Below are 24,862 nucleotides of genomic sequence, written 5' to 3'. Positions count from 1 at the left end.
AACAAGATTAATGTTGACGGGAACCAAAACCCGGCCGCAGCAGTGTCAAAATGCCTGCGCCCGGCGGCTATGAGGCTCCGCGGCCCCGCAACGCGGCAAACGATTCCCCGCAGAACAGGCTCTCGCAGCGGCCATCTTGTGCATGTTTTGTGACCGGACGTTTCCACGATCAGGTCGATGGAATGGCTCTCATCAGGACGAGCGCTTCTGCCACCGGCCGCGCTCGTCCGCCTGCCAGTAAGTCGCCTCGAATCCCCTCGCCTTGCTGTCGGTCCAGGCCGCGCGCGCGGCGGACAGCGCGTCGTCGTCATTGCCGTCGAAAATCAGCACCAGCCGCTCATAGCTCGCCGCGTCCTCCGGCAGCACGGCGTTGTCGACCAGGAAGCGGACGTTAGCCGCGTTCAGGTTGCCTCCCTCCACGGCAAGCACGATGGGCTGATCGCGTGCATCGCCGTCACGCCACGTGCCATGCGGGAGAAACGAATCGTCCCGGTAGGTCCACAGATGCGCATCGAGCGCGTCGGCGCGTTCCTCCGACGCGGTCTGCACAACCACGCGCCACCCCCGCTCGAGCGATTTCTCGAGCAGGGACGGCAGCACGCTTTCCAGCGTCATGTCCTGCAGATGGTAGAACAGCACGTCCGTCATCAGACTCTTGCTTCTTCAGATTCTTGCTTCTTCGCTCGATAACGCCGGGATCAGCGCTTGTCCTCATAATGATCGGCCACCAGTTGATCCAGCAGCCGCACGCCGAAGCCCGACCCCCAGCTGGTGTTGATGTCGGTCGACGGCGCACCCATGCCGGTTCCGGCGATGTCGAGATGCGCCCAGGGAATATCGTCGACAAACCGCTGCAGGAACTGCGCCGCCGTGATCGAGCCACCATTGCGGCCGCCGGTGTTCTTCATGTCGGCGAACTTCGAATCGATCTGCTTGTCGTACTCCGGGCCCAGCGGCATCCGCCAGACATGCTCGCCGGTGGCGCGCCCGGCCTTGGTCAGCCGCTCCGACAATTCGTCATTGTTGGAGAACAGCCCGGCGTGATCGGTGCCGAGCGCCACCATGATCGCTCCGGTCAGGGTCGCCAGGTCGACCATGAATTTCGGCTTGAACTTCTGGCCGACATACCAAAGCACGTCCGCCAGCACCAAACGTCCCTCGGCATCGGTGTTGATGATCTCGATGGTCTGCCCGGACATCGAGGTGACGATGTCGCCGGGACGCTGGGCGTTGCCGTCAGGCATGTTCTCGACCAGGCCGATCGCGCCGACCACATTGACCCTGGCCTTGCGCCCCGCCAGCGCATGCATCAGGCCAACGACGCAGGCGGCGCCCGCCATGTCGCCCTTCATGTCCTCCATGCCGCCGGCGGACTTGATCGAAATGCCGCCGGTATCGAAGCAGACGCCCTTGCCGATGAACGCCACCGGCTTGTCGCTCTTCTTGCCGCCGTTCCAGCGCATCACCACCATGCGGCCGTCCTGTGCGGAGCCCTGCGACACGCCGAGCAGCGCGCCCATCCCGAGCTTGGTCATCGCCTTGACGTCGAGGATGTCCACCTGCACGCCAAGTTTGCGCAGTTGCGCCGCGCGGCGGGCGAATTCGGCGGGAAACAGCACGTTCGGCGGCTCGTTGACGAGCTCGCGCGCCACCAGCACGCCGTCGACGATCTGATCGTTGCGGGCAAAATCCTTGCGCGCGGCGGCGACGTCGGCCACCGCCAGCGAGATCTGCGCGGTCAGCTTCTTGTCGTCGTCTTTCTTCTTGGTCTTGTAGCGGTCGAACCGATAGGCGCGCAGCCGGATGCCGGAGGCGATCGACGAGATCTGGCCCGGCTGCAGCGGGCCATCCGGCAGCTCGGCAATGATCGTGACCGCTTCGACGTTCGATTTCAGCCGCCCGATCGTGGCGCCGCCGATCTTGATATAGTCTTCGTCCTTCAGGTCGCCCTTCTTGCCAGTGCCCGCCACGATCAGGCGGTCGAGCTTGAGGCCTTCCGGGGCCAGGATGTCGAGCGCCGAACCACTTTTGCCCTTGAATTTGCTGGCGGTCGCGGCGCGCTTCACGGTCTCGACGGCGGCGCCCAGCGCCTTGCGGGTCGCCGGCCCGAATTTCAACGTCTCGTCGGAGAACACGACCAGAACACCCTTGGGGGCGGCGGAAAACGGGACGAAGCCGACCTTGACGGCGTCGGACATAGGCAGATCCTCCAAAAACGCAAAAAAAAGCGAACGGCTTGAAGCGGGGCCACGTGGCGGGATACCCACTATGAACCGGTCACGGTTACCATGCCAAGCATCGCCCCCGCACATCCGCCCTGCACCTCAAAATCCAAGTCAAGTTCAGAGACACGTTCAGAGAAGTTCAGGGGCGAATCCCGGGCAAATCCGGGGCAAATCGCAAGCCCTCCTGAGTCGCGTCCCGGCCACGGGCAGTGCGTGGCCGAAGCGCCACGGCCATGAATAATTAACCAATTCCTCAAGCCAACCATGGCTCAGCCATTTTGTTGACCAATCAAATAGATACTATTGGGATATCAGGCTGGTTGGAGTCGACTCGCGTCAAGCATTCCAGGTCCGTGGGGGGCCTTGGAAGATGAGCCGGATCCAGCGCTTGGCGAGGACTTGGAAGCGGGTACTTGGAAGCGAGTACTTGGCGAGTACTTGGCGAGTACTTGGAATGTGTGTTTGGGGCAGTGCCCGATCCAGTCCGGATCAGGCAGTTTGGGGAACGGGGTTCGCGTAAAGACGATGGGGTCCATCGACGCCGATAATTGCCGGACGACGCTCGCGTCGGTGCCGCGCTGCCGGACCAGCCGGGCCAGGAGACATCCGGCCCGCGCGGTGTCCGTGACGCGCCACCGCGGCCGTGCGACGACCGCTGTTGGCGTGGCGGGGTAACGCCGATGGTCGTGAACACCCTCGCCCGTTATTTTGCCGGCCGTTTCCTGCTGGCCACGACCGCGGTGTTCACCGGCATTTTCCTGCTTGTCGTGTTCGTCAATTACATCGAGCTGATGCGGCGCACCGCCAACATCGCCACCGCGTCGGCGCTGGTCGTGGCGCAGACCGCGCTGTATCAGGTGCCGCAATTGCTCGAGCAGTTGATGCCGTTCTGCATTCTGGTCGGCGCGATGTCCTGTTATCTCTCGCTGTCCCGCAAGCTCGAACTGGTGGTGGCCCGCGCCGCCGGCATCTCGGCCTGGCAGTTCCTGACCCCGGCGCTGGTCACCGCGCTGATTCTCGGCGCCGCCGCGACCATGGTCTACAATCCGGTGTCCGCCGACATGCAGGAGCGCGCCAAGCAGCTGGAAGCCGAGCTGTTCGCCGAACGGCAGAGCCTGCAGGACGCCTCCGGCTTCTGGATCAATCAGCTCACCAGCGAAGGCCAGACCATTATCAATGCCGCCAGCAGCCAGGAACAGGGCGCCCGCCTGACCGGCCTGACGGTTTTCCGCTTTGCTCCCGGCACCGAGTCCAAGACCGGTGAGTTCAAGGAGCGAATCGAAGCCCGTGAAGCCACCCTGGAGCCCGGACGATGGCGCTTCCGGCAGGCCCGCCGATACAGCCTCGACAGCCCTCCGACCGAGCAGGACACCCTGCTGCTGACCACGAATCTGACCCCCGCTCAGGTCAGGAATAGCTTCTCCACTCCAGAAACTGTGTCATTTTGGCAACTACCTCAGTATATCAAGTCCTCAGAGAATTCCGGATTGGCCACCGCCGGCTATCGGCTGCAGTATCAAAAGCTGCTGTCACGGCCGTTTCTGCTGGCTGGAATGGTGATGCTGGCCGGTGCGGTCAGCCTTCGCTTCTTCCGGTTCGGCGGCGTGCAAAAGATGGTTTTGAGTGGCGTGGGTGCAGGCTTTCTGCTCTACGTCTTGCAGAAAGTAACGACGGATTTGAGCAAGGCCGAGTTGATGCATCCCATTGCTGCGGCGTGGTTGCCCGTGTGCGTGGGCGGCCTCACCGGCTTTTTGGCCTTGTTGTACCAGGAGGACGGGTAGTGGCCGTTGTCGCCGCCCGACAGAGACTGACGTCCGATCACCGGCGGCGCACGGCTGCGCGCGGCTATCGGTCTGTCATGTCCGCGATGATGACTGTCGCCGCTGTCCTGACCACCTCCTTGATCTTGGGGGGTCTGGTGCAGATTGCGGCGGTTAAGCCCGCGGCCGCCCAGAGTTTCACCTTCAATCCGCAGCCGCCCCGCCCCAAACCGCCGCCGCGGCCGAATGACGGCCAGATGCTCGTGCAGGCGACCGAGGTCGACTACGACTACAACAACCAGCGGGTTTCGGCGGTCGGCAACGTCCAGATTTATCACAACTCGTCGACCGTCGAGGCCGACAAGGTGATTTACGACCAGAAGTCCAAGCGCCTGCGCGCCGAGGGCAATGTGCGCATGACCGATGCGGACGGCCGCATCACCTATGCCAACATCATGGACCTCAGCGACGACTACCGTGACGGCTTCGTCGATTCGCTGCGGCTTGATTCGGCCGATGCGACGCGCATGGCAGCGACCCGCGCCGATCGCACCGACGGCCGCTACACCGTATTCCAGAACGGCGTGTACACCGCCTGCGCCGAGTGCCGGGACAACCCGAAGAAGCCGCCGCTGTGGCAGGTCAAGGGCGCGCGCATCATCCACGATCAGCAGGACAAGATGCTGTATTTCGAGGATGCGCGGCTGGAGTTCTTCGGCGTGCCGCTGGCCTACCTGCCCTACTTCTCGACCCCCGACCCGACCGTGAAGCGCAAGTCCGGCTTCCTGACGCCGTGGGCGATGCAGAGCAACGCGACCGGCCTCGGCCTCGAGATCCCGTATTACTGGGCGCTCGCACCCGACTACGACCTGACGCTGACGCCGCGCGTCACCACCCGCCAAGGCGTGCTGATGCAGGGTGAGTTCCGCCAGCGCCTGATCAACGGCTCCTACGAGATCCGCGCCTATGGCATCAGCCAGCTGAAGCCGGAGGCGTTTGCCGGCCAGCCCGGCGATCGTGATCTGCGTGGTGCAATCGAAACCCGCGGCCAGTTCGCCCTGAACGACAAATGGGTCTGGGGCTGGGATGGCACCCTGATCAGCGACAAGACCTTCTTCTCGGATTACAGCCTGTCGGTGTACCGCAACCCGCTGTCGGCATTCCTGACCACGCCGACGGAAGCGACCTCGCAGCTGTATCTGACCGGTATCGGCAATCGCAGCTATTTCGACGCCCGGACGCTCTACTACTATGGCTTCTCCGGCTATGACGTGCAGAGCCAGATCCCCATCATCCGGCCCGTCGTCGATTACTCCAACGTCCTGAACCGCAACATCCTCGGCGGCGAATTCAGCTACAAGGCCAATTTCCTGAGCCTGAGCCGAGGGACGGCCGACTTCGAAGCCATCAACACCAACGCCGCAGTCAACGGCTTATGTTTGCCCACCTCGGCCGATCCGGCGGCGAACAGAACTTCAGCGAACTGCGTGTTGCGCGGCGTTGCCGGCGATTACACTCGCCTGTCGGGGCAGGTTGACTGGCGCCGGTCGTTCACCGACCCGCTCGGACAGATCTGGACCCCGTTTGCCTCGCTGCGCGCCGATCTGATCGACGCCTCGATCAGCAATCAGCCGGGTGTCTCCAACTACGTCGCGCCGGGCGATACCCAGGTCGCGCGGGTGATGCCGGCCGTTGGCCTGGAGTACCGTTATCCGTTCATCAACGTGCAGCCGTGGGGCACGACCACGATCGAGCCGATCGCGCAGGTCATCATCCGGCCGAACGAGACCCAGGCCGGCAAACTGCCGAACGAGGACGCCCAGAGCCTGACGTTCGATGCGAGCAACCTGTTCAGCGTCAACAAATTCTCGGGTTGGGACCGCGTTGAAGGCGGCGGCCGCGCCAATGTGGGCGTGCAAGCCACCACCCAGTTCGACAAGGGCGGTACGGTCAACGTGCTGTTCGGCCAGTCCTATCAGCTGTTCGGCGTGAACTCGTACGCTGTCGGCGGCCTGACCAATACCGGCCTCGAAAGCGGTCTCGACAAGTCCACGTCCGACTATGTCGGCCGCCTCACCTATCAACCGAACCGGACCTTCACCTTCTCGGCCAGCACCCGGCTGGATCAGGACACGCTGAATGTGTCGCGCCTGGAACTCCAGGGCGGAGCTGCATTCGACCGCTGGTCGGTCAACTTGATCTACGGCAATTACGCTGCCCAGCCCGATCTCGGGTTCCTGACCCGCCGCGAAGGCATCCTGACCACCGGCTCGATCAAGCTCGCCGCGAACTGGGTGGCGTCCGGCGGCGTGCGTTATGACCTTCAGAAAAACAAGGTCAATCAGTATATTATCGGTGCCGGTTACGTCGACGACTGCTTCGTTTTGGCGGTGAACTACATCACCGACTACTCGTATACCTCGCTGACGACGACGACGCCGACGCTCGATCACCGCGTCATGCTGCAAATCGGTCTGCGGACCATCGGCACGACCTCGTTCAACCAGAACGTCGGTTCCGCGCAGTAATCCGCGGCGACGCCATGGCCGGAACACAAAGTTTTCCGATTGCGTGAGATCTGATGAAATTCAGACGCTAATCAAGTTCAGGCTTGGAACATTCAGACTTGGAACATACGGGTTTCCATCATGATTGAGATCTCCTTGTCTCGCCCGGTGCGCTGTGCGGCAGCAGGCCTCGCCTTGCTGGTCGTCGGTGGCTGGAACTCGCCCTCGCAGGCCCAGTCCGTCGTCCTCATGGTCAACGGCGAGCCGATCACCGGTTTCGACATCGAGCAGCGCGGCAAGCTCGATGCGCTGTCGACCCACAAGACCCCGCCTCGCGAACAGATCATCAACGAGCTGATCGACGACAAGGTGAAGCTCAAGGAAGCCAAGAAATACGGCATCGACCCCACCGCGTCCGAGGTCGACGCGATGTACGCATCGATGGGCGCGCGCATGCGCCTCAACGCGGACCAGCTCACCGCCGTGCTCGGCCGGCAAGGCGTGCGCCCCGAAACTATGAAATCCAAGATGAAGGCCGATTCGGTCTGGGCCAGCCTGATCCGCGGGCGCTACAAGGACTCCCTCGTCGTCAATGAAAAGGACGTGAATTCGGCGATCCTGGTCAAAGGCGACGAGAATCCCGAGAACAAGGACAAGGCGACCAGCTTCGAATACAACATGCGACCGATCGTTCTGGTCGTGCCGCGCGGCGCAGCCCCCGGCGTGCTGGACGCCCGTCGCAAGGAAGCCGAAGCGCTGCGCAGTCGCATCCAGAGCTGCGACCAAGCCACTGACATCTTCCGCACCATGCGCGACGCTGCGATCCGCGACAACGTCGTCAAGACCTCTGCCGACCTCCCCGCGCCGCTGCGAGAGATGCTCGACAAAATCGAGATCGGCCGCCTCACCCCGCCGGAAGTCACCAAGCAAGGCGTCGAGATGGTCGCGCTGTGTTCGCGCAAACCGACCACCGCGGATACGCCGGAAAAGCGTGAACTGCGCGACAAGATGTTCGTGCAGAAGTTCGAGGCCAAGTCGAAGTCCTACCTGCAGGATCTCCGCAAAGCTGCGATGATCGAGAAACGCTAGTGCCGTGACCAAGCCGCTGGCGCTGACGATCGGTGAACCGGCGGGTATCGGACCAGATATCGCAATTGCCGCGTGGCTGCGACGACGCGCGGACGGACTGCCGCCGTTCTACCTGATCGGCGATGTGGACTTCATGCGCGACCGGGCAAAAGCGCTCGGAGCGACTGTCGCTTTCGCGCAAGTGACGGCGGAGCAAGCTGTCGCAACGTTTGCCGACGTCCTTCCCGTGCTTCCGACCGGCCACCCTGTCACGGCCCGCCCAGGCCATCCGGACGCCACCAGTGCGCCGGCGGCGATCGCGGCGATCCGCCAGGCGGTCGCCGACGTGAACGCCGGACGGGCCGCCGCTGTGGTCACCAATCCGATCGCCAAGAGCGTACTGTACCGCGCCGGCTTCACCCATCCCGGCCATACTGAATTCCTGGCCGAGCTCGCCGCCCGGGATGGCGTCACGCCGATGCCGGTGATGATGCTGTGGTCACCGGACCTCGCCGTCGTCCCCGTGACCATCCACCTCGCTTTGCGCGACGCCATCACGACGCTCACCAGCGACCTGATCGTCGCCACCTGCCGGATCGTGGCTGCGGATCTGAAGCGGCATTTTGGATTGAGCGACCCGCGCCTCGCCATCGCCGGGCTTAACCCGCACGCCGGCGAAGACGGCTCGCTGGGGAGCGAGGACCAGACCATCGTCGCGCCCGCGATCGAGGTGCTGCGTCGCGAAGGCATTAGCGTCCGCGGCCCCCTGCCGGCCGACACGATGTTTCATGCCGCGGCACGCCGCACCTATGATTGCGCCATCGGCATGTACCACGATCAGGCCCTGATCCCGATCAAGACGCTGGCGTTCGATGACGGCGTCAATGTCACCCTCGGCCTGCCCTTCATCCGGACCTCGCCCGATCACGGCACCGCGTTCGATATTGCCGGCACCGGCCGCGCCAACCCGTCGAGCCTGATCGCGGCCCTGCGGCTGGCTGCGCGGATGGCGGGACAAGCCGCGGCATGAGCGGTATCGACGACCTTCCACCATTGCGTGACGTCATCCGGCGACATGAGTTGTCGGCGCGAAAATCGCTGGGACAGAACTTTCTGCTCGACCTCAATCTGACGGCGCGCATCGCGCGCGCGGCCGAGCCGCTGGATCAGTCCACGATCATCGAAATCGGCCCCGGCCCCGGCGGCCTGACACGCGCGCTGCTGGCGCTGGGCGCCCGGCGGGTGATCGCCATCGAGCGCGACGAGCGGGTACTGCCGGCGCTCGAGGAAATCGCGCAGCACTATCCGGGACGGCTCACCGTGGTCGCGGCCGACGCCATGACCTTCGATCCGCGGCCGCTGCTGAACGGCGAGCGCGCCAAGATCGTCGCCAATCTCCCCTACAATATCGCGACGCCCTTGCTGACCTCGTGGCTCACGGTCGAGCCCTGGCCGCCATGGTTCGACATGCTGGTGCTGATGTTCCAGCGCGAGGTCGCCGACCGCATTACCGCGCGCGTTGACGAAGAAGCTTATGGCCGGCTGGCGGTGCTCGCCAACTGGCGGGCCGAAACCAAACGGCTGTTCGACATCGCCCCATCGGCCTTTGTCCCGCCGCCCAAGGTGACCTCGTCGGTGGTGCGGCTGGTGCCGCGGCCGTCTCCCGAGCCATGCGACCGCCGGGCCCTCGAGCGCGTGACGGCGGCAGCGTTCGGACAGCGCCGCAAAATGCTGCGGCAGAGCCTGAAATCGCTGGGCGTGGACCCCGCGCGCCTCGCGGCCGCGGCAGACGTCGATCCGACCCGCCGTGCCGAGACCATCCCGGTCAACGGCTTCGTTGCCATGGCGCGCGAATTCATCAATATAAAAACCACAGTCTGAAAAATCGTCAGGGAAAACGTCATGCCGCTCATGCGCCGCCAGTCACTGGTCAAATTCGATGCTCCGCTCTGCGAAACCATCATCGATACACCAAAGCCTCAGGGCCGCGAGATCCTGCTGCGCATCGAACGCTGTGGCCTGTGTCACTCCGATCTTCACATTCAGGACGGCTATGCCGACATCGGCGGCGGCAAGCGCCTCGATACCACGCGTGGCATGGTGCTTCCCTTCACGCTTGGACACGAGATCGCAGGCGTGATCGAGGAAGTCGGACCGGAGGGATCCAGCGAGCTGATCGGTAAAAGCAAAGCGGTGTTTCCCTGGATCGGCTGCGGGCAATGTCCGGACTGCCTGAATGGCGACGAAAATCTCTGTGCCAAGAATCGCTTCCTCGGCGTCTCGATCGACGGCGGCTTCGCCAGCCACGTAATCGTTCCGGACGAGAAATATCTGCTCGATTACGATCCGCTGCCGATCAATCTCGCCGCCACGCTGATGTGCTCGGGCGCCACCGCCTATGGCGCGCTCAAGCGTCTGGTCGATCGCCCGCGGCAGCGCAATCTGCTGCTGATCGGGTTGGGCGGCGTCGGCATGATGGGCCTTTCATTCGCACAGGCGATGTTCAAGCAGAAGATCTCGGTCGCAGATCTCAGCCCGGCGGCGCGCGACACCGCGCTGAAGAATGGTGCCTCGTTCGCCTACGACCCAAGCGAGCCCGACGTGGTCAAGCGCATTCTGAAAGAGACCAATGGCGGATTTGACGAAATCGTCGACTTCGCAGGCAACGAGAAATCGATGGCCTTCGCGGTTTCCGTGCTCGCCCGCGGCGGCAAGATTGCAGTGTCCGGGCTGATGGGCGGCACCTTCAGCATTCCGCAGGTGCAGTGGATCTACAAGCGCATGACCATCGAAGGCTTCATGACCGGCACCCTGGCCGAAGGCAAGGAACTGATGGCGCTGGCCCGCGCGGGCAAGATTTCCGCGCCGCCGATCAAGGAAGAACCGATGGCCGATGTGCAGAAGTGGATCGAGGAATTGCGCGCCGGAAAAGTCGTCGGTCGCATCATGATGGTGAACTGACGCCATCCCACCGGACAAGCGATGCGCGGCCGCCCTCGTGGCCGCGCTTCTGACTCACTGACCAAGCTGCCTCACTGACCAAGCTGCTTTTGCAGATCGCGCACGAATGCGGTCAGGCCGGTGCGCCGCTCGCGCTTCAGCCGCTCAGCCTGGAGGATCGATTGCACTTCGGCAAACGCGTCCTCCACATCGTAGTTGATGACGATGTAGTCGTATTCGGCCCAGTGGCTGAGTTCATGGGTGGCGCGGCTCATGCGTCCGCGGATCACCTCGTCGGAGTCCTGCGCACGGGTATGCAAGCGCTTTTCCAGGTCGGCGGCTGACGGCGGCAGGATGAACACGCTGACGACATCGGCACGGGCTTTCTCGCGCAGTTGCTGGGTGCCCTGCCAGTCGATGTCGAACAGCACGTCGCTTCCCGACGACAGCGCTGCCTCTACCGGTGCGCGCGGCGTGCCGTAGCGATTGTCGAACACAGTCGCCCATTCCAGCAATTCGTCGTTCTTGACCATCGCCTCGAAGCGGGCCTTGTCGACGAAGTGATAGTCACGGCCATCCTGCTCGGCGGGACGCTTGGCGCGCGTGGTCGCAGACACCGACATGCTCAATCCGGGCATGCGGTCCAGCAGCAACCGCGACAGTGTCGTCTTCCCCGCTCCCGACGGCGACGACAGCACGAACATCAGTCCGCGCCGCTCCACACCTGCGATGCCGTGGCCGCTTGTCATGTCCTACTCCAGATTCTGCACCTGTTCGCGGAATTGCTCGACCACGTTCTTCATCTCAAGTCCGGTGTTGGTCAATTCCAGATCATTGGCTTTCGAGCAGGTGGTGTTCACCTCGCGGTTGAATTCCTGCGCGAGGAAATCGAGCCGCCGCCCGATCGCGCCGCCCTTGCCGATCATTTCGCGCGCCTGCGTGACATGGGAAGCAATGCGATCAAGTTCCTCACGAATGTCGGCTTTCGCCGCGATCATGATCGCTTCCTGGCTCAACCGATCCGGATCGAAACGATCCGACGTCTCCAGCAGCGCCGTGATCTGCTCGGCCAGTCGCGCCCGCACCGCTTCGGGCTTGCGGCCTGGTGCGGCATCCGCCTTGGCCGCAAGCTGCTCGATCTCGCCGAGCCGCAGGCCCAGGATCTGACCGAGGGCCACACCTTCGCGCCGGCGCATCTCGACAAGATTCTTCAGTCCGTCCTCGAAGGCGGCGACCACCGCGGTGCGGGCCGCCTGATCCTCGGTTTCGTCGTTCTCGGGTTCGACCACCTCGATCACGCCCTTGATGCCGAGCAAGCCGTCGACCGTAGGTGCCGCAGCTCCGGTCTTCGCCGACAGTTCGCCGGCGACTTTCAGGATCGAGGCCAGCACGTCTTCATTGACACGCACGGCGGATGTCGCAATCGCCCGCTTGACGGTGAGATTGGCGTAGACCGTCCCGCGCGACAATGCATCGGCGGCGCGCTTGCGGATCAACGGCTCGATGTCGTCCCAGCCCGGCGGCAATCGCATGCGGAAGTCGAACCCCTTGGCATTGACCGACTTCAGCTCCCATTCAAACGCATAAGGCCCGCTGCTGCCGTGGCTCCGCGCGAAACCGGTCATGCTGGATAACGCCATTATAAAATCGCTCCAACTCGAGCAGTTCCCGGCAAAGGCCGTTCGGCCCGCCGCGGAAAATAGCTCAACAATAAAGGCATGCTTCTGGTCCGAAAGCCGGTCCAGCGACCGCGCCAGCCCATCAGATTCGAGACATCAGGACTTTATCCGCGCGCGTCCGGGCTCACAAGCTGGCGCAGCATTTCGCCTATTGCTCGACCGGCTCCGGTGCCGCCGGAGCCGCGCCGCCCTTGGCATTGGCAGCCGCCCGCTTCGGATTGGCTGCGCGCTGTTTCTGCTTGGTGGCGCCAGGCTTGGTCGGATCGGCGGCAGCGGGTGCCGTGTCCGCGGGCGTCGATGCAGCTGGCTGCGGATCGTCGGCCGGCTCGACCGTATCATTCTGCTGCTGCTTCTCGATCGCCCGCAGCTTGACCACGTTCTTCTGGTGTTGGTCGTAGCTCTCCGAGAAGCTGTGACCGCCGGTGCCATCGGCGACGAAGAACAGATCGCGCGTGCGCGCGGGATTGGCGGTGGCCTCGAGCGACGCACGGCCCGGATTGGCGATGGGACCCGGCGGCAATCCATCGATGACATAGGTATTGTATGGCGACGGCTGCTGGATTTCGCTGCGCTTGATCGGACGGCCGAGCGTGCCCTTGCCGCCGACCAATCCATAGATGATGGTCGGATCGGACTGCAGCTTGATTTTCTGCCTGATACGGTTGGCGAACACTGCGGCGACCCGGCTGCGCTCATCGGCGCGGCCGGTCTCTTTCTCGACGATCGAGGCCAGCGTAATCAACTGCTCCGGGCTCTTGATCGGGATATCCGCATTGCGGCGTTCCCAGACTTCGGCCAGCACGCGACGCTGCGCCTGTTGCATGCGCTGGATCACCTGGTCGCGGGTGGTGCCCCGCGGGAATTTGTAGGTCTCGGGCAACAACGTGCCTTCGCGGGGCATCTCCTTGATCTGCCCGGCAAGCACATCGTTCTCCAAAAGCCGTGCCACGATTTGTTCGGAGGTCAGTCCCTCCGGAATCGTGAATGCATGCTGCACGACCTTGCCATCAACAATGGTGTTGATGACATCGCGCAGGCTCGCATTCTTCTGGAACGCGTATTCGCCCGACTTCAGCTCCTGGCGCGCCTTCATGGCGAAGACGCCGCCGAAGAACATCCACCGGTTATTGTCGATGACCCCCTCGCGCTGCAGGATATCCGCAATATCGCCCATTCCCGCGCGCGACGGAATATTGACGATCTTCTCTTCCTTGAGCGGTCCCGGGGCTTCGATCTTCTGCTTGCCGTACACATAGGCCCCGCCCGCGCCGAGCATCGCGACAAGGATGATGGTGATGATTGCGTTTCCAGCAATGACCAACGGATTACGCGCACGCGCGGAGCGCTTCGGCGGCGGCGGGACCTGTTCGGGTTCCAAGGCCGCGCGCGGACTTCTCGGCGAAATGGGCGGTCTTTCACTCATCGATGCAACCTGAATCCTGTCGATTCAATTTTGGTCCGGTGCGGCCCCCGCATCCGAACCCGCATTTATGCAGACTGGAAACCGATTGCGCGAAAACTCCACATCCAGCCTGTGTCTTCAAAACGCCAAAGCGAAACCGGTCCCGACTATAGCTGAACGCGATCTTTTCAAACGCCCATTCAAACCAATCGTCGCGGAATATGGCAAAACATTGGAATTACTTCGAAAATCCAGTTAATTGGCCACACGCCGCACAATCAACGATGCGTTCGTTCCTCCAAAGCCGAACGAGTTGGACAGCGCAATGTTGATCTCCCGCTCCCGCGCTTTCTGCGGCACGAGGTCGATTGTGGTTTCAACCGACGGGTTCTCCAGATTGATGGTCGGCGGCGCGATATTGTCGCGAATCGCCAGAATGCTGAAAATCGCCTCGATCGCTCCCGCCGCACCGAGCAAGTGGCCGGTCGAGGATTTGGTGGAGGACATCGAGACCTTGGAGGCGGCATTGCCGAGCAACCGCTGCGCCGCGCCGAGTTCGATCTCGTCGCCGAGCGGGGTCGATGTGCCATGGGCGTTGATGTAGTCGAGATCGGCCGCGGCAAGACCTGCCCGCTTCAGCGCCGCAGTCATGCAGCGGAAAGCGCCATCGCCGTCTTCTGCCGGTGCCGTGATATGGTAGGCATCGCCTGAAAGGCCGTAGCCGACGACTTCGGCGTAAATTTTGGCGCCGCGCTTCTTTGCGTGCTCATACTCCTCGAGCACCACGATGCCGGCCCCCTCGCCCATCACGAAGCCGTCCCGGTCGCGATCGTATGGTCGCGACGCTTTTTCGGGAGTTTCGTTAAAACCGGTCGACATCGCCCGAAGCGCGCAGAAGCCAGCCATCGCGATGCGATTAACAGGAGATTCGGCCCCCCCGGCGACCATGACCTCCGCATCACCCAGCGCAATCAGTCGCGACGCATCGCCGATCGCATGCGCGCCGGTCGAGCAGGCCGTGACCACTGCATGGTTCGGGCCCTTCAGCCCATGCGCAATCGAGACGTACCCGGATGCGAGATTAATCAGGCGCCCGGGAATGAAGAATGGCGACACTTTGCGCGGCCCACGCTCCTTCAGCGTGATTGCGGTCTCGGCGATACCATCGATTCCACCGATCCCGGAGCCGACAACAATGCCGGTGGCGCACTTGTCCTCTTCGGTGGTGGGGTGCCAATTCGCATCGTCGAGCGCCTGCTTGGCGGCGCACATCGCGTAGACGATAAAAGCGTCGACCTTGCGCTGATCCTTCGGATCGACCCACTGGTCCGCATTGAAGGTCCCGTTGCTGCCGTCACCACGTGGAATGACACAGCCGATCTTGCTCGGCAGGTCGGAAACGTCGAAACTGTCGATCTTCCGCGCACCCGACTCGCCATTGATGATGCGCTTCCAGGTCTCCTCGACGCCGCAGCCGAGTGGCGACAACATGCCGAGGCCTGTGACGACGACCCGTCTCATTTTCTAAAACTCCGGCCCGGCGCCCGTATGGCAGATGGCAAGAAGCCGGTGGACCGGTCAAGCGGTCCGTCCGGCTTCTGCAACACCATATGCGGCCGTCAGCTCTTGGCGTTCTTTTCCAGAAACTTGGTGGCGTCGCCCACAGTCAGGATCGTTTCCGCGGCATCGTCGGGAATTTCGCAGCCGAACTCTTCCTCGAACGCCATCACCAGCTCGACCGTATCGAGGCTGTCCGCGCCGAGATCGTCGATGAAGCTCGCGTTGTCGACAACTTTCTCAGGCTCAACACCAAGGTGTTCGACCACGATCTTCTTAACTCGCTCGCCAATCTCGCTCATTTCAACCTCGTGCTTGTTCCATTGGACTCAGCCGCAACGCGGCAAAAGCCATCGGGTACGTCAATTCGCTAAAGCCCTGCTGCCAGCTCCGCCCGTTCCCATACAGACTGCAAAAGGCAGCCTGCGTGGCCCCAGAAACGGCGACCGGTTCTGCCACGGCAATATACAGGGTTTTGGAATCCTGCAATGGCGTTCTTGTCCCCACCCGATTGCCGTCCGGTTAGCATACTTCCCGGCCATAAGCCAGCCGACGGAAAGTCGCAAAAAGTGTTCAAAAGGGTCGGTAGAGGCTTCAAATCATTGCCATTCCACCGTTGACATGAAGGGTCTGGCCGGTGACATAGGCGGCTTCGTTCGAGGCCAGATAAACCGCAGCCGCAGCAATATCGTCCGGGCTCCCCAGGCGCGCGGCCGGCACCTTCGACAGCACCGCTTCGCGCTGTTTTTCGTTCAGAACATCGGTCATCGGCGTCGCAATAAAGCCCGGGGCGATGCAGTTGGCGGTCACATTGCGCTTGGCGTATTCCTGGGCCAGCGACTTCATCATTCCGATCAGGCCGGCCTTGGAGGCAGCATAATTGCCCTGCCCCGCATTGCCGGTGACGCCGACCACCGACGTGATCGCGATGATGCGGCCGAAGCGCTTGCGCATCATCAGTTTGGTGGCGGCACGGGCCAGCCGGAAGGTCGCCGTCAGATTGACATTGATGACGTCGGTGAAATCTTCGTCGCGCAGTTGCACGAACAGATTGTCCCGGGTGATGCCGGCATTGCTGACCAGGATGTCCAGCTGCCCCATCGCCTTCTCGGCGGATGGCACCAGGGCCTCCACCTCGGCCGCGTCGGACAGATTGCAGGGCAGCACGTGGACACGATCGCCCAGTTCCGCCGCCAGCGTATCGAGCACCTCGCGGCGGGTCCCGGAAATCGCCACAGTCGCGCCTTGCGCATGCAGCGCCTTTGCAATGGCGCCACCGATGCCGCCGGTCGCGCCGGTGACGAGAGCGCTCCTGCCAGTCAAATCAAACATTGTGTTCCCCTCGGAGCCTTATACGGTCAATTGAACGTGGGTGTGCCGCAAGAAAATGCTTCTCGTCAATGCCACCGGCGATGAAGATATGACAATCATATGGCACCGCCCTTGCATGTTGTTACCCGCCAACATCGAGGAAAACACATGTCCCAACCTGAAAACTCCCCGTCGGCCGGTCTGCAAAAGGTTCTGGGCCCGTTCCAGCTCTGGGGCATCGCGGTCGGCCTCGTGATCTCGGGAGAGTATTTCGGCTGGAGCTACGGCTGGAATACCGCCGGTACGCTGGGCTTTCTGGTTGCCACCGTGCTGGTCGCGACGATGTACACAACCTTCATTTTCAGTTTCACCGAACTCTCGACCGCCATCCCGCATGCCGGCGGGCCGTTCGCCTATGCCCGTCGCGCCTTCGGACCAAACGGCGGCTTCATCGCCGGCTTCGCCACTTTGGTGGAATTCGTGTTCGCGCCGCCGGCCATCGCGCTGGCGATCGGCGCCTATCTCAATGTGCAGTTTCCGGGAATCAATCCGAAGTGGTTCGCGCTCGGATCGTACGTGATCTTCATCGGCCTGAACTGGATCGGCGTAGGCATCGCCGCGACCTTCGAGCTGTTCGTGACAATTCTCGCGATCGCCGAGCTTCTGGTGTTCATGGGTGTAGTGGCGCCGGGCTGGACGCTGTCGAACTTCATGGCCAATGGCTGGGCTGGCGGAAACTCGCTCAATGGTGCGGCGATATCAGGCATTTTCGCATCCATTCCGTTCGCCATCTGGTTCTTCCTGGCGATCGAAGGCGCCGCTATGGCCGCCGAGGAGGCCCGCGATCCACACCGGACCATTCCGATCGCCTACACTGTCGGCATTCTCACGCTGGTCGTGCTGGCGTTCGGCGTCATGATTTTCGCCGGCGGTGTCGGCGACTGGCGCACGCTCGCCAACATCAATGATCCGCTGCCGCAGGCGATGAAGGTGGTGGTCGGAGAAAACAGCGGCTGGCTGCACATGCTGGTGTGGATCGGCCTGTTCGGACTGATCGCCTCGTTCCACGGCATCATCATGGGCTATTCGCGCCAGATTTTCGCGCTGGCCCGCGCCGGCTATCTGCCTGCAACCTTCGCCGCCCTGAGCCCACGCTTCAACACGCCGCATCGGGCGCTGCTTGCGGGCGGCATCATCGGTATTGTCGCAATCTTCAGCGATGAGTGGGTGCAGTTCGGCGGTCAGACATTGACTGCCAATATCGTGACCATGTCGGTGCTGGGCGCCATCATCATGTACCTGATCTCGATGGCCGCCCTCTTCAAGCTTCGCCGCAGTGAGCCGGATATGCTGCGCACCTATCGCGCCCCATTCTATCCGGTGTTCCCCGCTATTGCATTCGTACTGGGTCTGGTTTGTCTTGGCGCCATGGTCTGGTTTAATGGTATGCTGACGCTGCTTTTCCTGGTGCTGATGGCCCTTGCTTATGGATACTTCAGGCTCACGGCCGAACAACGCAGGACCGCTGCGCCCGACGAGATGCTTTCCGTCACCGTCTAAGTGGTAGCCGCCGATGCGTTATCGAACCGCCATCGAATCGCAGCTCTTCGTCTTCGACGACCTGAAGCAGGTGATGGCGTTTGCGAGCCCAGCGCGCTCGGGGGATTATCTCGCAGGCATCGGCGCCGCCACCGCGCAAGAGCGGATGGCGGCCCGTCATGTGCTGGCCGAGACGCCATTGAAGCAGTTCCTGGTCGAGGCGCTGATTCCCTACGAAGACGACAACATCACCCGGCTGATCATCGACGAGCACGACGCGGCGGCCTTCGCACAGGTTTCGCACCTGACCGTTGGCGATTTCCGCAACTGGCTGCTGTCGGACAAGGCGACGACCGAGGCGCTCGCCGCGCTAGCGCCGGGGCTGACGCCCGAAATGGTGGCTGCGGTTTCCAAACTGATGCGCAACCAGGATCTGGTCGCGGTCGCCCGCAAATGCCGGGTGGTCACACGCTTTCGCAATACCATCGGTCTTCCCGGCCATCTCGCGGTGCGGCTGCAGCCCAATCATCCAACCGACGATCTGCGCGGCGTCGCAGCCTCGACGCTGGACGGCCTCCTGATGGGATCGGGGGACGCGGTGATCGGGCTGAATCCAGCGTCCGACAGCATGCCGGTGCTGGGTGATCTCTTGCGCATGCTGGACGAGGTGATCGAGCGGTTCGAAATTCCGACCCAGAGCTGTGTGCTCACCCATGTCACCAACACGCTGAAGCTCGCCGAGGGCGGCGCGCCGATCGACCTCGTGTTTCAATCGATCGGCGGCACCGAGAAAACCAATCGCTCGTTCGGTGTCACGCCGGAATTGCTGGATGAAGCCCGCGACGCCGCGCTTGCCCTGAAACGCGGCACCGTCGGCGACAACGTGATGTATTTCGAGACCGGACAAGGCAGCGCACTGTCGGCCGATGCCAATTTCGGCGTCGACCAGCAGACCTGCGAAGCGCGCGCCTACGCGCTGGCGCGGCGCTACAAGCCGCTCCTGATCAACACCGTAGTGGGCTTCATCGGCCCCGAATATCTCTACGACGGCAAGCAGATCATTCGCGCCGGCCTGGAGGATCATTTCTGCGGCAAGCTGCTGGGACTGCCGCTCGGCTGCGACATCTGTTACACCAATCACGCCGAAGCCGATCAGGACGACATGGACACTCTGCTGGTGTTGCTCGGCGCCGCCGGCATCAGCTTCATCATGGGCATCCCCGGTGCCGACGACGTGATGCTGAACTACCAGAGCACATCGTTTCATGACGCGCTGTTTCTGCGCGATACCCTCGGCCTCAAGCGCGCTCCCGAGTTCGAAGCCTGGTTGCAGCGGATGCAGATCACCGATGTCGGAGGGCGGCTGCGTCCGCCCTCGCCCAATCCGCTGATTGGCGGCATGGCCGCACTCAAGGCATTGGTCGCATGACCGACGATGTCGTCACGGAAAGTCCGTGGACCGACTGGCGCAGCGTCACGCCGGCGCGCCTCGCGCTGGGACGCGCTGGCGCCGGCATGCCGACCGACGAGGTGCTGCGTTTTGGCTGGGCGCACGCCATGGCCCGCGACGCCATTCATGCCGCGCTCGACGTGCCGGCACTGGATGCGGCATTGCGACAGCAGGGACGTGATGTCATCGAGGTGCGCAGCCAGGCGTCCGACCGCATGACCTATCTGCGACGCCCCGATCTCGGCCGGGTGCTCGACCCCGAGGATGTCAGGAAACTGCAGGCGATGAAAGCGTCGCCATCGGACGTCTGCATCGTGATCGGTGACGGCCTGTCGTCACTGGCGATCGACCGCCATGCCGCGCCGCTGCTGGCAGCGCTGCAGCCACTGCTCGCCGACCACGTCCGCTGCGCGCCCGCGGTCGTCATTGCGACGCAGGCGCGGGTCGCCCTCGCCGACGAAGTGGCTGACATCATGAACACGAAACTCTCGATCATGCTGATCGGCGAGCGACCGGGCCTCAGTTCACCCGACAGCCTCGGCATCTACATCACCCATGCGCCCTATCGCGGCCGCAACGATGCGGGCCGCAACTGCATCTCCAACGTGCGCCCTGAAGGCCTGAGCTATGCGATGGCTGCGTTCAAACTGAACTGGCTGATCCGCGAGGCGCTGCGCCGCGCCGTCACCGGGGTCGATCTCAAGGACGAAAGCGATCTGGCGCTGATGGCTCCCGGTAGCGGCAGCAAAACCCTGCCGCGACCATAGCCTTCCCCTCAAGATCAACCTGCGCGCGCGGCCGCAATGGCATCCTTCACGCCGGCGATATCGTTGGGCGAGCCGACCGCGGTGCCGATCGCACCGTCCGCGATGCGCCTGACCAGGCCCGACAGCACCTTGCCGGCGCCGATCTCGACGAACAGCTTCACGCCCTGTCCAGCCATGAACGTCACGGACTCACGCCAGCGCACCGTTCCCGTCACCTGCTCGACAAGGCGCCGGCGGATCTCATCCGGACTGATGATCGGCGCGGCCAGCACGTTGGCAACCAGCGGCACCAGCGGTGCATTGATAGTCACGCCGGCAAGCGCCTCCGCCATGGCATCGGCGGCCGGCTGCATCAGCGCGCAATGAAATGGCGCGGACACCGGCAACAGCATCGCACGTTTGGCGCCCCTGCCCTTGGCGATCTCCACCGCCCGATCGACCGCTTCGGTGTTGCCGGAAACAACAACCTGGCCACCACCATTGTCATTGGCCGCGCCGCACACCTGCCCCTGCGCCGCTTCCGCTGCGATCGCGACCGCGGTGTCGTAATCGAGGCCGAGCAATGCGGCCATGGCACCGACGCCGACAGGAACAGCCTTCTGCATCGCACGCCCGCGGGTGCGCAACAGTCGCGCGGTGTCGCTGATCGACAGTGCGCCCGCCGCCGCCAGCGCGGAATACTCCCCGAGCGAATGTCCCGCGACGAACGCTGCATCGCGGGCGACCGAAACTCCGGCCTCGCTTTCCAGCACGCGCAGCGTCGCCAGCGACACCGCCATCAGGGCGGGCTGGGCATTCTCTGTGAGCTGCAACGTCTCCGCCGGACCGTCCCAGATGATGGCGGTCAGTTTCTCGCCGAGCGCGGCATCGACCTCGTCGAAAACCGCACGCGCGGCCGGAAACGCATCGGCCAGCGCCTTGCCCATGCCAACCGCCTGCGAGCCCTGCCCGGGGAATGTAAATGCTGCCGTCATGCTGGTGTCCCTCAAGATTTGGGCCGTAAGACACCGGTCGAGGCGGTCCTGTCAAGCCGCCTGACATCGCAAAACCGAACCGCCGCCGCCGGCATCAGCACTACCGCCCCTTCAAGGCCGCGCTGACCAGCGAAAACGCAGCCTCACCCGCGGTCTCCATGTAGGACGCATCGCGGTGCAACAAAACAACCGCGAACGATCCGTCGAGCAGCAGGACAATCTGCCGGGCCAGTTGTGCGCCGCTTCCCGTCTTCTCCGCCTCGAACACATCCGCAGCCAAGCCTCGAACTTCTTCTTGTGCGCGGCACCGATCTTGATCGCCGGATGTCCCGGCATGTTGGCGAGCTCCGCCGAGGTGCGCAGGAAGCCGCAGCCCTTCCATTTCGGATGCCGCGCCGAACGGGCCAGATTGCGGAAGATGCCCTGCACCTTCGCCGCCGAACTGCCTTTGGTCTCGGTAAACCAGCGCTTGAACAGCGCGAGGTTCGGCTGGTCGCGGGCCTCGAGGTAGGCCGCCACCAGATCGTCCTTGCTCTTGAAATGATAATACAGCGTGCGCTTGGTGAGACCGGCTGCGTCGGCGACCGCATCCACGCTCACGCCGCGGATACCTTCGCTATAGAACAACCTGGAGGCTGTTGCGACAATGCGGTCGCGGGTCGGTTGAGCGGATCGAGGCATGAGCCCGATGTATACCGGTCAGTGAGTATACACAATGCTCCGGTCAACCTAGCCTGGATGTCAACGCACCAAGCATGGAAGATCCAATGTCCGAACCCGTCCTCATCGAGGTTAAAGACCGCATCGCGCTGCTGACCCTGAACCGGCCGCACAAGCTCAACGCCCTGAACTACGCCATGGTGGACGCGCTGATAGCACACCTCGACGCAATCGAGGCCGCCCCCGACGTGCATGCCGTGATCCTGACCGGCGCGGGCGAACGCGCCTTTTCCGCAGGGGCCGATATCCACGAGTTCTCCGCAAGCGTGCAGCGCGGCACTGATACGGCCGTACGCGACTTCGTTCGGCGCGGCCAGGCGATGACGGCGCGGCTGGAGGCGTTTCCGAAGCCAGTGATCGCCGCCATCAACGGGCTTGCGTTCGGCGACGGCTGCGAGATCACCGAGGCGGTTCATCTGGCCATCGCCAGCGAGAGCGCACTGTTCGCCAAGCCGGAAATCAACCTCGGGATGCCGCCGACCTTCGGTGGAACACAGCGGCTGCCGCGGCTGGCCGGGCGCAAGCGCGCGCTCGAACTGTTGCTGACGGGCGATCCGTTTTCGCCGGCTCATGCCCGCGAGATCGGCCTGGTCAATCGCGTGGTACCCCACGACGAGTTACTGCCGAGCGCCCTCGATTTGGCGCAACGCATCCTGCGCCATTCGCCACTGGCAACCGGCCGTATCATCACCGCGGTGACCCGCGGACTGAATGTGAGCATCGGTGAAGGGCTGCAGATGGAGAGCGAACAGTTCGCGCGCATGGTACCGACCCACGACCTGCGTGAAGGTCTTGCGGCATGGATGGCACGGCGGCAGCCGGTCTACACCGGCGAATAGCGCAGTCAGAAACCGGAGGCTGCCTGATCACCGCCCATGCTGGTCCCGGCTCGCGCCCGCCGCGCATTGCTGACGATTTTCCCCGGCCGGTCCTGATCCCTTGGCTTCGCTGTCGCTAGCCGCAGCACGGCCAGATAACCGGGCTGCACTTCCATGCGGCCGACATGCGGCCCGCGCGACAGGATCGCGTGCACGCGCGGCAGGTTGTAGCAAGGAACATAGAACAGCAGATGATGCTCGAGATGATAGTTCACATAGTATGGCGCGACGAACAGCCGTTCGAAGACGCCGGCCCTGGTGGTTCGCGTGTTGCGCAGCGGGTCGTTGCTGTCGGGCACCACCGCGTGTTCGGCGATATTGCGGATGCGCGTGATGACCATCATCCAGGTGACGAAGGGCACCAGCCACAACAGCGGATAAGCCCACCATACGCCGGCAAGCGCCAGGCCGGAGAACAGCACGGCATTGACAACAAGTTGCGGTCCGAGCTTGTCCCAAAAATGCATCAGGCGCTGCTTGAACGGCCACTCCGGCTCTCCCAGTGCATTCAGCAACTGCGCCTTGCGCTGCTGGTAGGCGGTCTGTCCGGTGATGTCGCGGATGAACTTGCGCCGATAACTCTTGTCGGTGATCGGAAACGGTGCTGACAGCACCAGATCGGGATCGTTGTCCTGCTGGGTGTGGGCATGATGCTGCAGATGATAGCGGCGATAGGCCCGCGTCTCCGCGAACACCGGATAGGCGCACAGCCACTGGCTCAGTCCCATGTTGAGCCTGTCGCCGTTGGCGAGGCTGCCGTGCGCACCGTCATGCATCAGGATGGCGAGCCCAAGCTGCCGCGATCCGATGATGGCGACCGCGAGCAGATAGGTCAGCGGATTGGGCCACCAGGCGACCAGCGCGATGGCGGCAAAGATCAGCGTCCAGGCGTGAGCGATCAGCGCCACGCCCTTCCAGGACGAGCGGGTGCGCACCTCGATCAGTTCGGCATCGCTCATCAGGTCGCGGGCCCGAATCCGGAGCGCCGTCATGGGGTGTCCTCCTCCGCCGAGTCCAAACTGTTCGTTGAATCGTCGTTGTCGATCAGCCGCAGCGCGACCCGGCCCGAGGCGGCGGCATCCGCCTGCGTCTCCAGCAACCGCAGCATGTCCGCGACAAGCTCGTCCGGCGAGCGTCGCATCGCGTGGCCTTCGAGGGTGACGCCGACCGCAATCGTCCAGAACTTGCGCGCACTGATCGCCGGATCGCGCCGTGAGCGCCACCCGCGCGCTTGCACTTCGCCGGCATAGGCCCGTTCGCCCTCCTGATGCAGCCGTTCGACGGTGCGCTCGATCAGCGGTGCCAGATCGGGGCGACGGCGCGTCAATGTCATCGCCTCGACAAGGAAGCCGACCGCATCGGCGCGCATGACGCTGTCGACCAGCGTGCGGGTGTAGTCGGCCGGCATCGCGGCGCTGTGCGCGGCCTCTTCCGCGGCGCGCGCCAGATGCAGCACGTCGCGACAGGCCGCCTCCACAAACAGCGCCTCCTTGGTCTTGAAATAGTAGGTGATCTGGCTGGGAAAGGTGTCGGCGGCAGCCGCGATGTCCGCGATCGAAACCGCGCTCAGGCCCTGCTGCTTGAACAGACGGCTCGCCGCGTCCAGCAGCCGCGAGCGCGTCCGCTGGCCCGCCGTGCGGGTGGCGCGGGCGGTATGCTTCGGCTCGCTGCGGACCGGCTTGGATGCCATTCGATCTTCCTCGGGGCCTGTCTGCCCTGGGCCTGAGTGCTTGGCCCTGAACGCTTGGGGTCTGAATGCCTGGGCCTAAACGCCCGGGCCTAAACGCTTGGGCTTGAATGCCTGGGCTTGAATGCCTTGCCCTGAACGGCCCTCCACCATGTGGCCTGCCTTCTTAGTATTTGTATGATATACAAACAAATAATACAAGCGGTTTCAATGTGCCAAACCCGCTGGATTACTGCCGATAGCTTCCCCCTACCCGCCCAAGAAAGCTCCCAAAACCCTGGTTCCGGCTTGCCATCCGGGAAATATCGCTTATAACCCGCGCCATTCGTGGGCTTCCGGCCGGGAGCTGAACGGACGATCTCAGCAATCTTCTTTTGGTCGATTGATGCGGTAGGGCC

The 24,862-nt window shown here is 63.3% G+C and carries 21 protein-coding genes and 1 pseudogene; 10 read left to right on the top strand and 12 right to left on the bottom strand.

Features of this window, described 5'->3' with window-relative positions:
* Positions 1-192 precede the first annotated feature (192 nt).
* Together RS897_RS30170 and RS897_RS30165 are read right to left on the bottom strand one after the other, a co-directional pair.
* A complete protein-coding gene (locus tag RS897_RS30170) occupies positions 193-648 on the bottom strand; it encodes a DNA polymerase III subunit chi (protein WP_315832348.1) in 456 nt (151 codons plus the stop codon).
* 50 nt (positions 649-698) lie between these two features.
* Positions 699-2,198 carry a leucyl aminopeptidase gene (locus tag RS897_RS30165; protein WP_315832347.1) on the bottom strand — a complete coding sequence of 500 codons (1,500 nt, stop codon included), beginning with the start codon at positions 2,196-2,198 and terminating at the stop codon, positions 699-701.
* Between the two features lie 707 nt (positions 2,199-2,905).
* Between RS897_RS30165 and lptG the strand changes: the two genes are divergently transcribed.
* The 6 genes from lptG to RS897_RS30135 all read left to right on the top strand — a co-directional run bounded on the left by lptG (position 2,906) and on the right by RS897_RS30135 (position 10,521).
* The gene (lptG, locus tag RS897_RS30160; protein WP_315832346.1) at positions 2,906-4,006 is read left to right on the top strand and encodes an LPS export ABC transporter permease LptG; all 1,101 of its coding nucleotides are present in this window, start codon (positions 2,906-2,908) and stop codon (positions 4,004-4,006) included.
* Complete coding sequence (locus RS897_RS30155; RefSeq protein ID WP_407654345.1) at positions 4,006-6,513, top strand: LPS-assembly protein LptD; 2,508 nt, start codon at positions 4,006-4,008, stop codon at positions 6,511-6,513. Before lptG ends, RS897_RS30155 begins: the two co-directional genes overlap by 1 nt.
* Before the next feature lie 120 nt (positions 6,514-6,633).
* The gene (locus RS897_RS30150) at positions 6,634-7,581 is read left to right on the top strand and encodes a SurA N-terminal domain-containing protein (RefSeq protein ID WP_315832345.1); all 948 of its coding nucleotides are present in this window, start codon (positions 6,634-6,636) and stop codon (positions 7,579-7,581) included.
* 4 nt (positions 7,582-7,585) lie between these two features.
* Positions 7,586-8,590 (top strand): 4-hydroxythreonine-4-phosphate dehydrogenase PdxA, encoded by a 1,005-nt coding sequence (gene pdxA, locus RS897_RS30145; protein ID WP_315832344.1) that lies wholly within the window; start codon positions 7,586-7,588, stop codon positions 8,588-8,590.
* Positions 8,587-9,441 (top strand): 16S rRNA (adenine(1518)-N(6)/adenine(1519)-N(6))-dimethyltransferase RsmA, encoded by an 855-nt coding sequence (rsmA, locus tag RS897_RS30140; protein ID WP_315832343.1) that lies wholly within the window; start codon positions 8,587-8,589, stop codon positions 9,439-9,441. Before pdxA ends, rsmA begins: the two co-directional genes overlap by 4 nt.
* Positions 9,442-9,462: 21 nt before the next feature.
* Positions 9,463-10,521 carry an alcohol dehydrogenase gene (locus tag RS897_RS30135; RefSeq protein WP_315832342.1) on the top strand — a complete coding sequence of 353 codons (1,059 nt, stop codon included), beginning with the start codon at positions 9,463-9,465 and terminating at the stop codon, positions 10,519-10,521.
* A gap of 71 nt (positions 10,522-10,592) precedes the next feature.
* On the opposite strand, the gene gmk is transcribed toward RS897_RS30135, so the two are convergent.
* The 6 genes from gmk to fabG all read right to left on the bottom strand — a co-directional run bounded on the left by gmk (position 10,593) and on the right by fabG (position 16,470).
* On the bottom strand, positions 10,593-11,249 hold the full coding sequence (gmk, locus tag RS897_RS30130; protein ID WP_315832341.1) for a guanylate kinase: 657 nt from the start codon (positions 11,247-11,249) through the stop codon (positions 10,593-10,595).
* A gap of 3 nt (positions 11,250-11,252) precedes the next feature.
* Positions 11,253-12,140, bottom strand: a complete 888-nt coding sequence (locus RS897_RS30125; protein ID WP_315832340.1) for a YicC/YloC family endoribonuclease — start codon at positions 12,138-12,140, stop codon at positions 11,253-11,255.
* A 187-nt stretch (positions 12,141-12,327) separates the two neighbouring features.
* The gene (mltG, locus tag RS897_RS30120) at positions 12,328-13,602 is read right to left on the bottom strand and encodes an endolytic transglycosylase MltG (RefSeq protein WP_315832339.1); all 1,275 of its coding nucleotides are present in this window, start codon (positions 13,600-13,602) and stop codon (positions 12,328-12,330) included.
* A 234-nt stretch (positions 13,603-13,836) separates the two neighbouring features.
* Positions 13,837-15,102, bottom strand: coding sequence for a beta-ketoacyl-ACP synthase II (fabF, locus tag RS897_RS30115; RefSeq protein WP_315832338.1), 1,266 nt, complete (start codon positions 15,100-15,102; stop codon positions 13,837-13,839).
* A 98-nt stretch (positions 15,103-15,200) separates the two neighbouring features.
* The gene (locus RS897_RS30110) at positions 15,201-15,440 is read right to left on the bottom strand and encodes an acyl carrier protein (RefSeq protein ID WP_006610957.1); all 240 of its coding nucleotides are present in this window, start codon (positions 15,438-15,440) and stop codon (positions 15,201-15,203) included.
* 292 nt (positions 15,441-15,732) lie between these two features.
* Complete coding sequence (gene fabG, locus RS897_RS30105) at positions 15,733-16,470, bottom strand: 3-oxoacyl-[acyl-carrier-protein] reductase (protein ID WP_315832337.1); 738 nt, start codon at positions 16,468-16,470, stop codon at positions 15,733-15,735.
* Between the two features lie 147 nt (positions 16,471-16,617).
* On the opposite strand from fabG, the gene eat reads away from it, so the two are divergent.
* Genes eat through eutC form a run of 3 tightly spaced genes read left to right on the top strand, consistent with a single transcriptional unit; the run spans position 16,618 to position 20,205 of the window.
* Positions 16,618-18,009: an ethanolamine permease gene (gene eat, locus RS897_RS30100; protein WP_315832336.1), complete on the top strand. Its 1,392-nt coding sequence runs from the start codon at positions 16,618-16,620 to the stop codon at positions 18,007-18,009.
* A gap of 13 nt (positions 18,010-18,022) precedes the next feature.
* Positions 18,023-19,417 (top strand): ethanolamine ammonia-lyase subunit EutB, encoded by a 1,395-nt coding sequence (locus RS897_RS30095; RefSeq protein WP_315832335.1) that lies wholly within the window; start codon positions 18,023-18,025, stop codon positions 19,415-19,417.
* Positions 19,414-20,205 (top strand): ethanolamine ammonia-lyase subunit EutC, encoded by a 792-nt coding sequence (gene eutC, locus RS897_RS30090; RefSeq protein WP_315832334.1) that lies wholly within the window; start codon positions 19,414-19,416, stop codon positions 20,203-20,205. Before RS897_RS30095 ends, eutC begins: the two co-directional genes overlap by 4 nt.
* 14 nt (positions 20,206-20,219) lie before the next feature.
* Here the strand turns inward: eutC and fabD are convergent, their stop codons facing one another.
* Positions 20,220-21,179, bottom strand: a complete 960-nt coding sequence (gene fabD / locus RS897_RS30085) for an ACP S-malonyltransferase (protein WP_315832333.1) — start codon at positions 21,177-21,179, stop codon at positions 20,220-20,222.
* A gap of 100 nt (positions 21,180-21,279) precedes the next feature.
* A pseudogene (locus tag RS897_RS30080) lies at positions 21,280-21,860 on the bottom strand (TetR/AcrR family transcriptional regulator).
* An 86-nt stretch (positions 21,861-21,946) separates the two neighbouring features.
* Here RS897_RS30080 and RS897_RS30075 point away from each other — a divergent pair.
* Entirely contained in the window at positions 21,947-22,738 is a 792-nt protein-coding gene (locus tag RS897_RS30075) for a crotonase/enoyl-CoA hydratase family protein (protein WP_315832332.1), read from the top strand.
* A 5-nt stretch (positions 22,739-22,743) separates the two neighbouring features.
* Here the strand turns inward: RS897_RS30075 and RS897_RS30070 are convergent, their stop codons facing one another.
* Together RS897_RS30070 and RS897_RS30065 are read right to left on the bottom strand one after the other, a co-directional pair.
* Positions 22,744-23,769 (bottom strand): fatty acid desaturase family protein, encoded by a 1,026-nt coding sequence (locus tag RS897_RS30070; protein WP_315832331.1) that lies wholly within the window; start codon positions 23,767-23,769, stop codon positions 22,744-22,746.
* On the bottom strand, positions 23,766-24,467 hold the full coding sequence (locus RS897_RS30065; RefSeq protein ID WP_315832330.1) for a TetR/AcrR family transcriptional regulator C-terminal domain-containing protein: 702 nt from the start codon (positions 24,465-24,467) through the stop codon (positions 23,766-23,768). The genes RS897_RS30070 and RS897_RS30065 overlap by 4 nt, the downstream gene beginning before the upstream one ends.
* Between the last annotated feature and the right edge of the window lie 395 nt (positions 24,468-24,862).

It is taken from the genome of Bradyrhizobium prioriisuperbiae, from assembly GCF_032397745.1.
Taxonomy (GTDB): Bacteria; Pseudomonadota; Alphaproteobacteria; order Rhizobiales; family Xanthobacteraceae; genus Bradyrhizobium_A; species Bradyrhizobium_A prioriisuperbiae.
The sequence above is the reverse complement of the archived record's forward strand: the minus strand, read 5'-3'. Positions and strand labels throughout refer to the sequence as shown.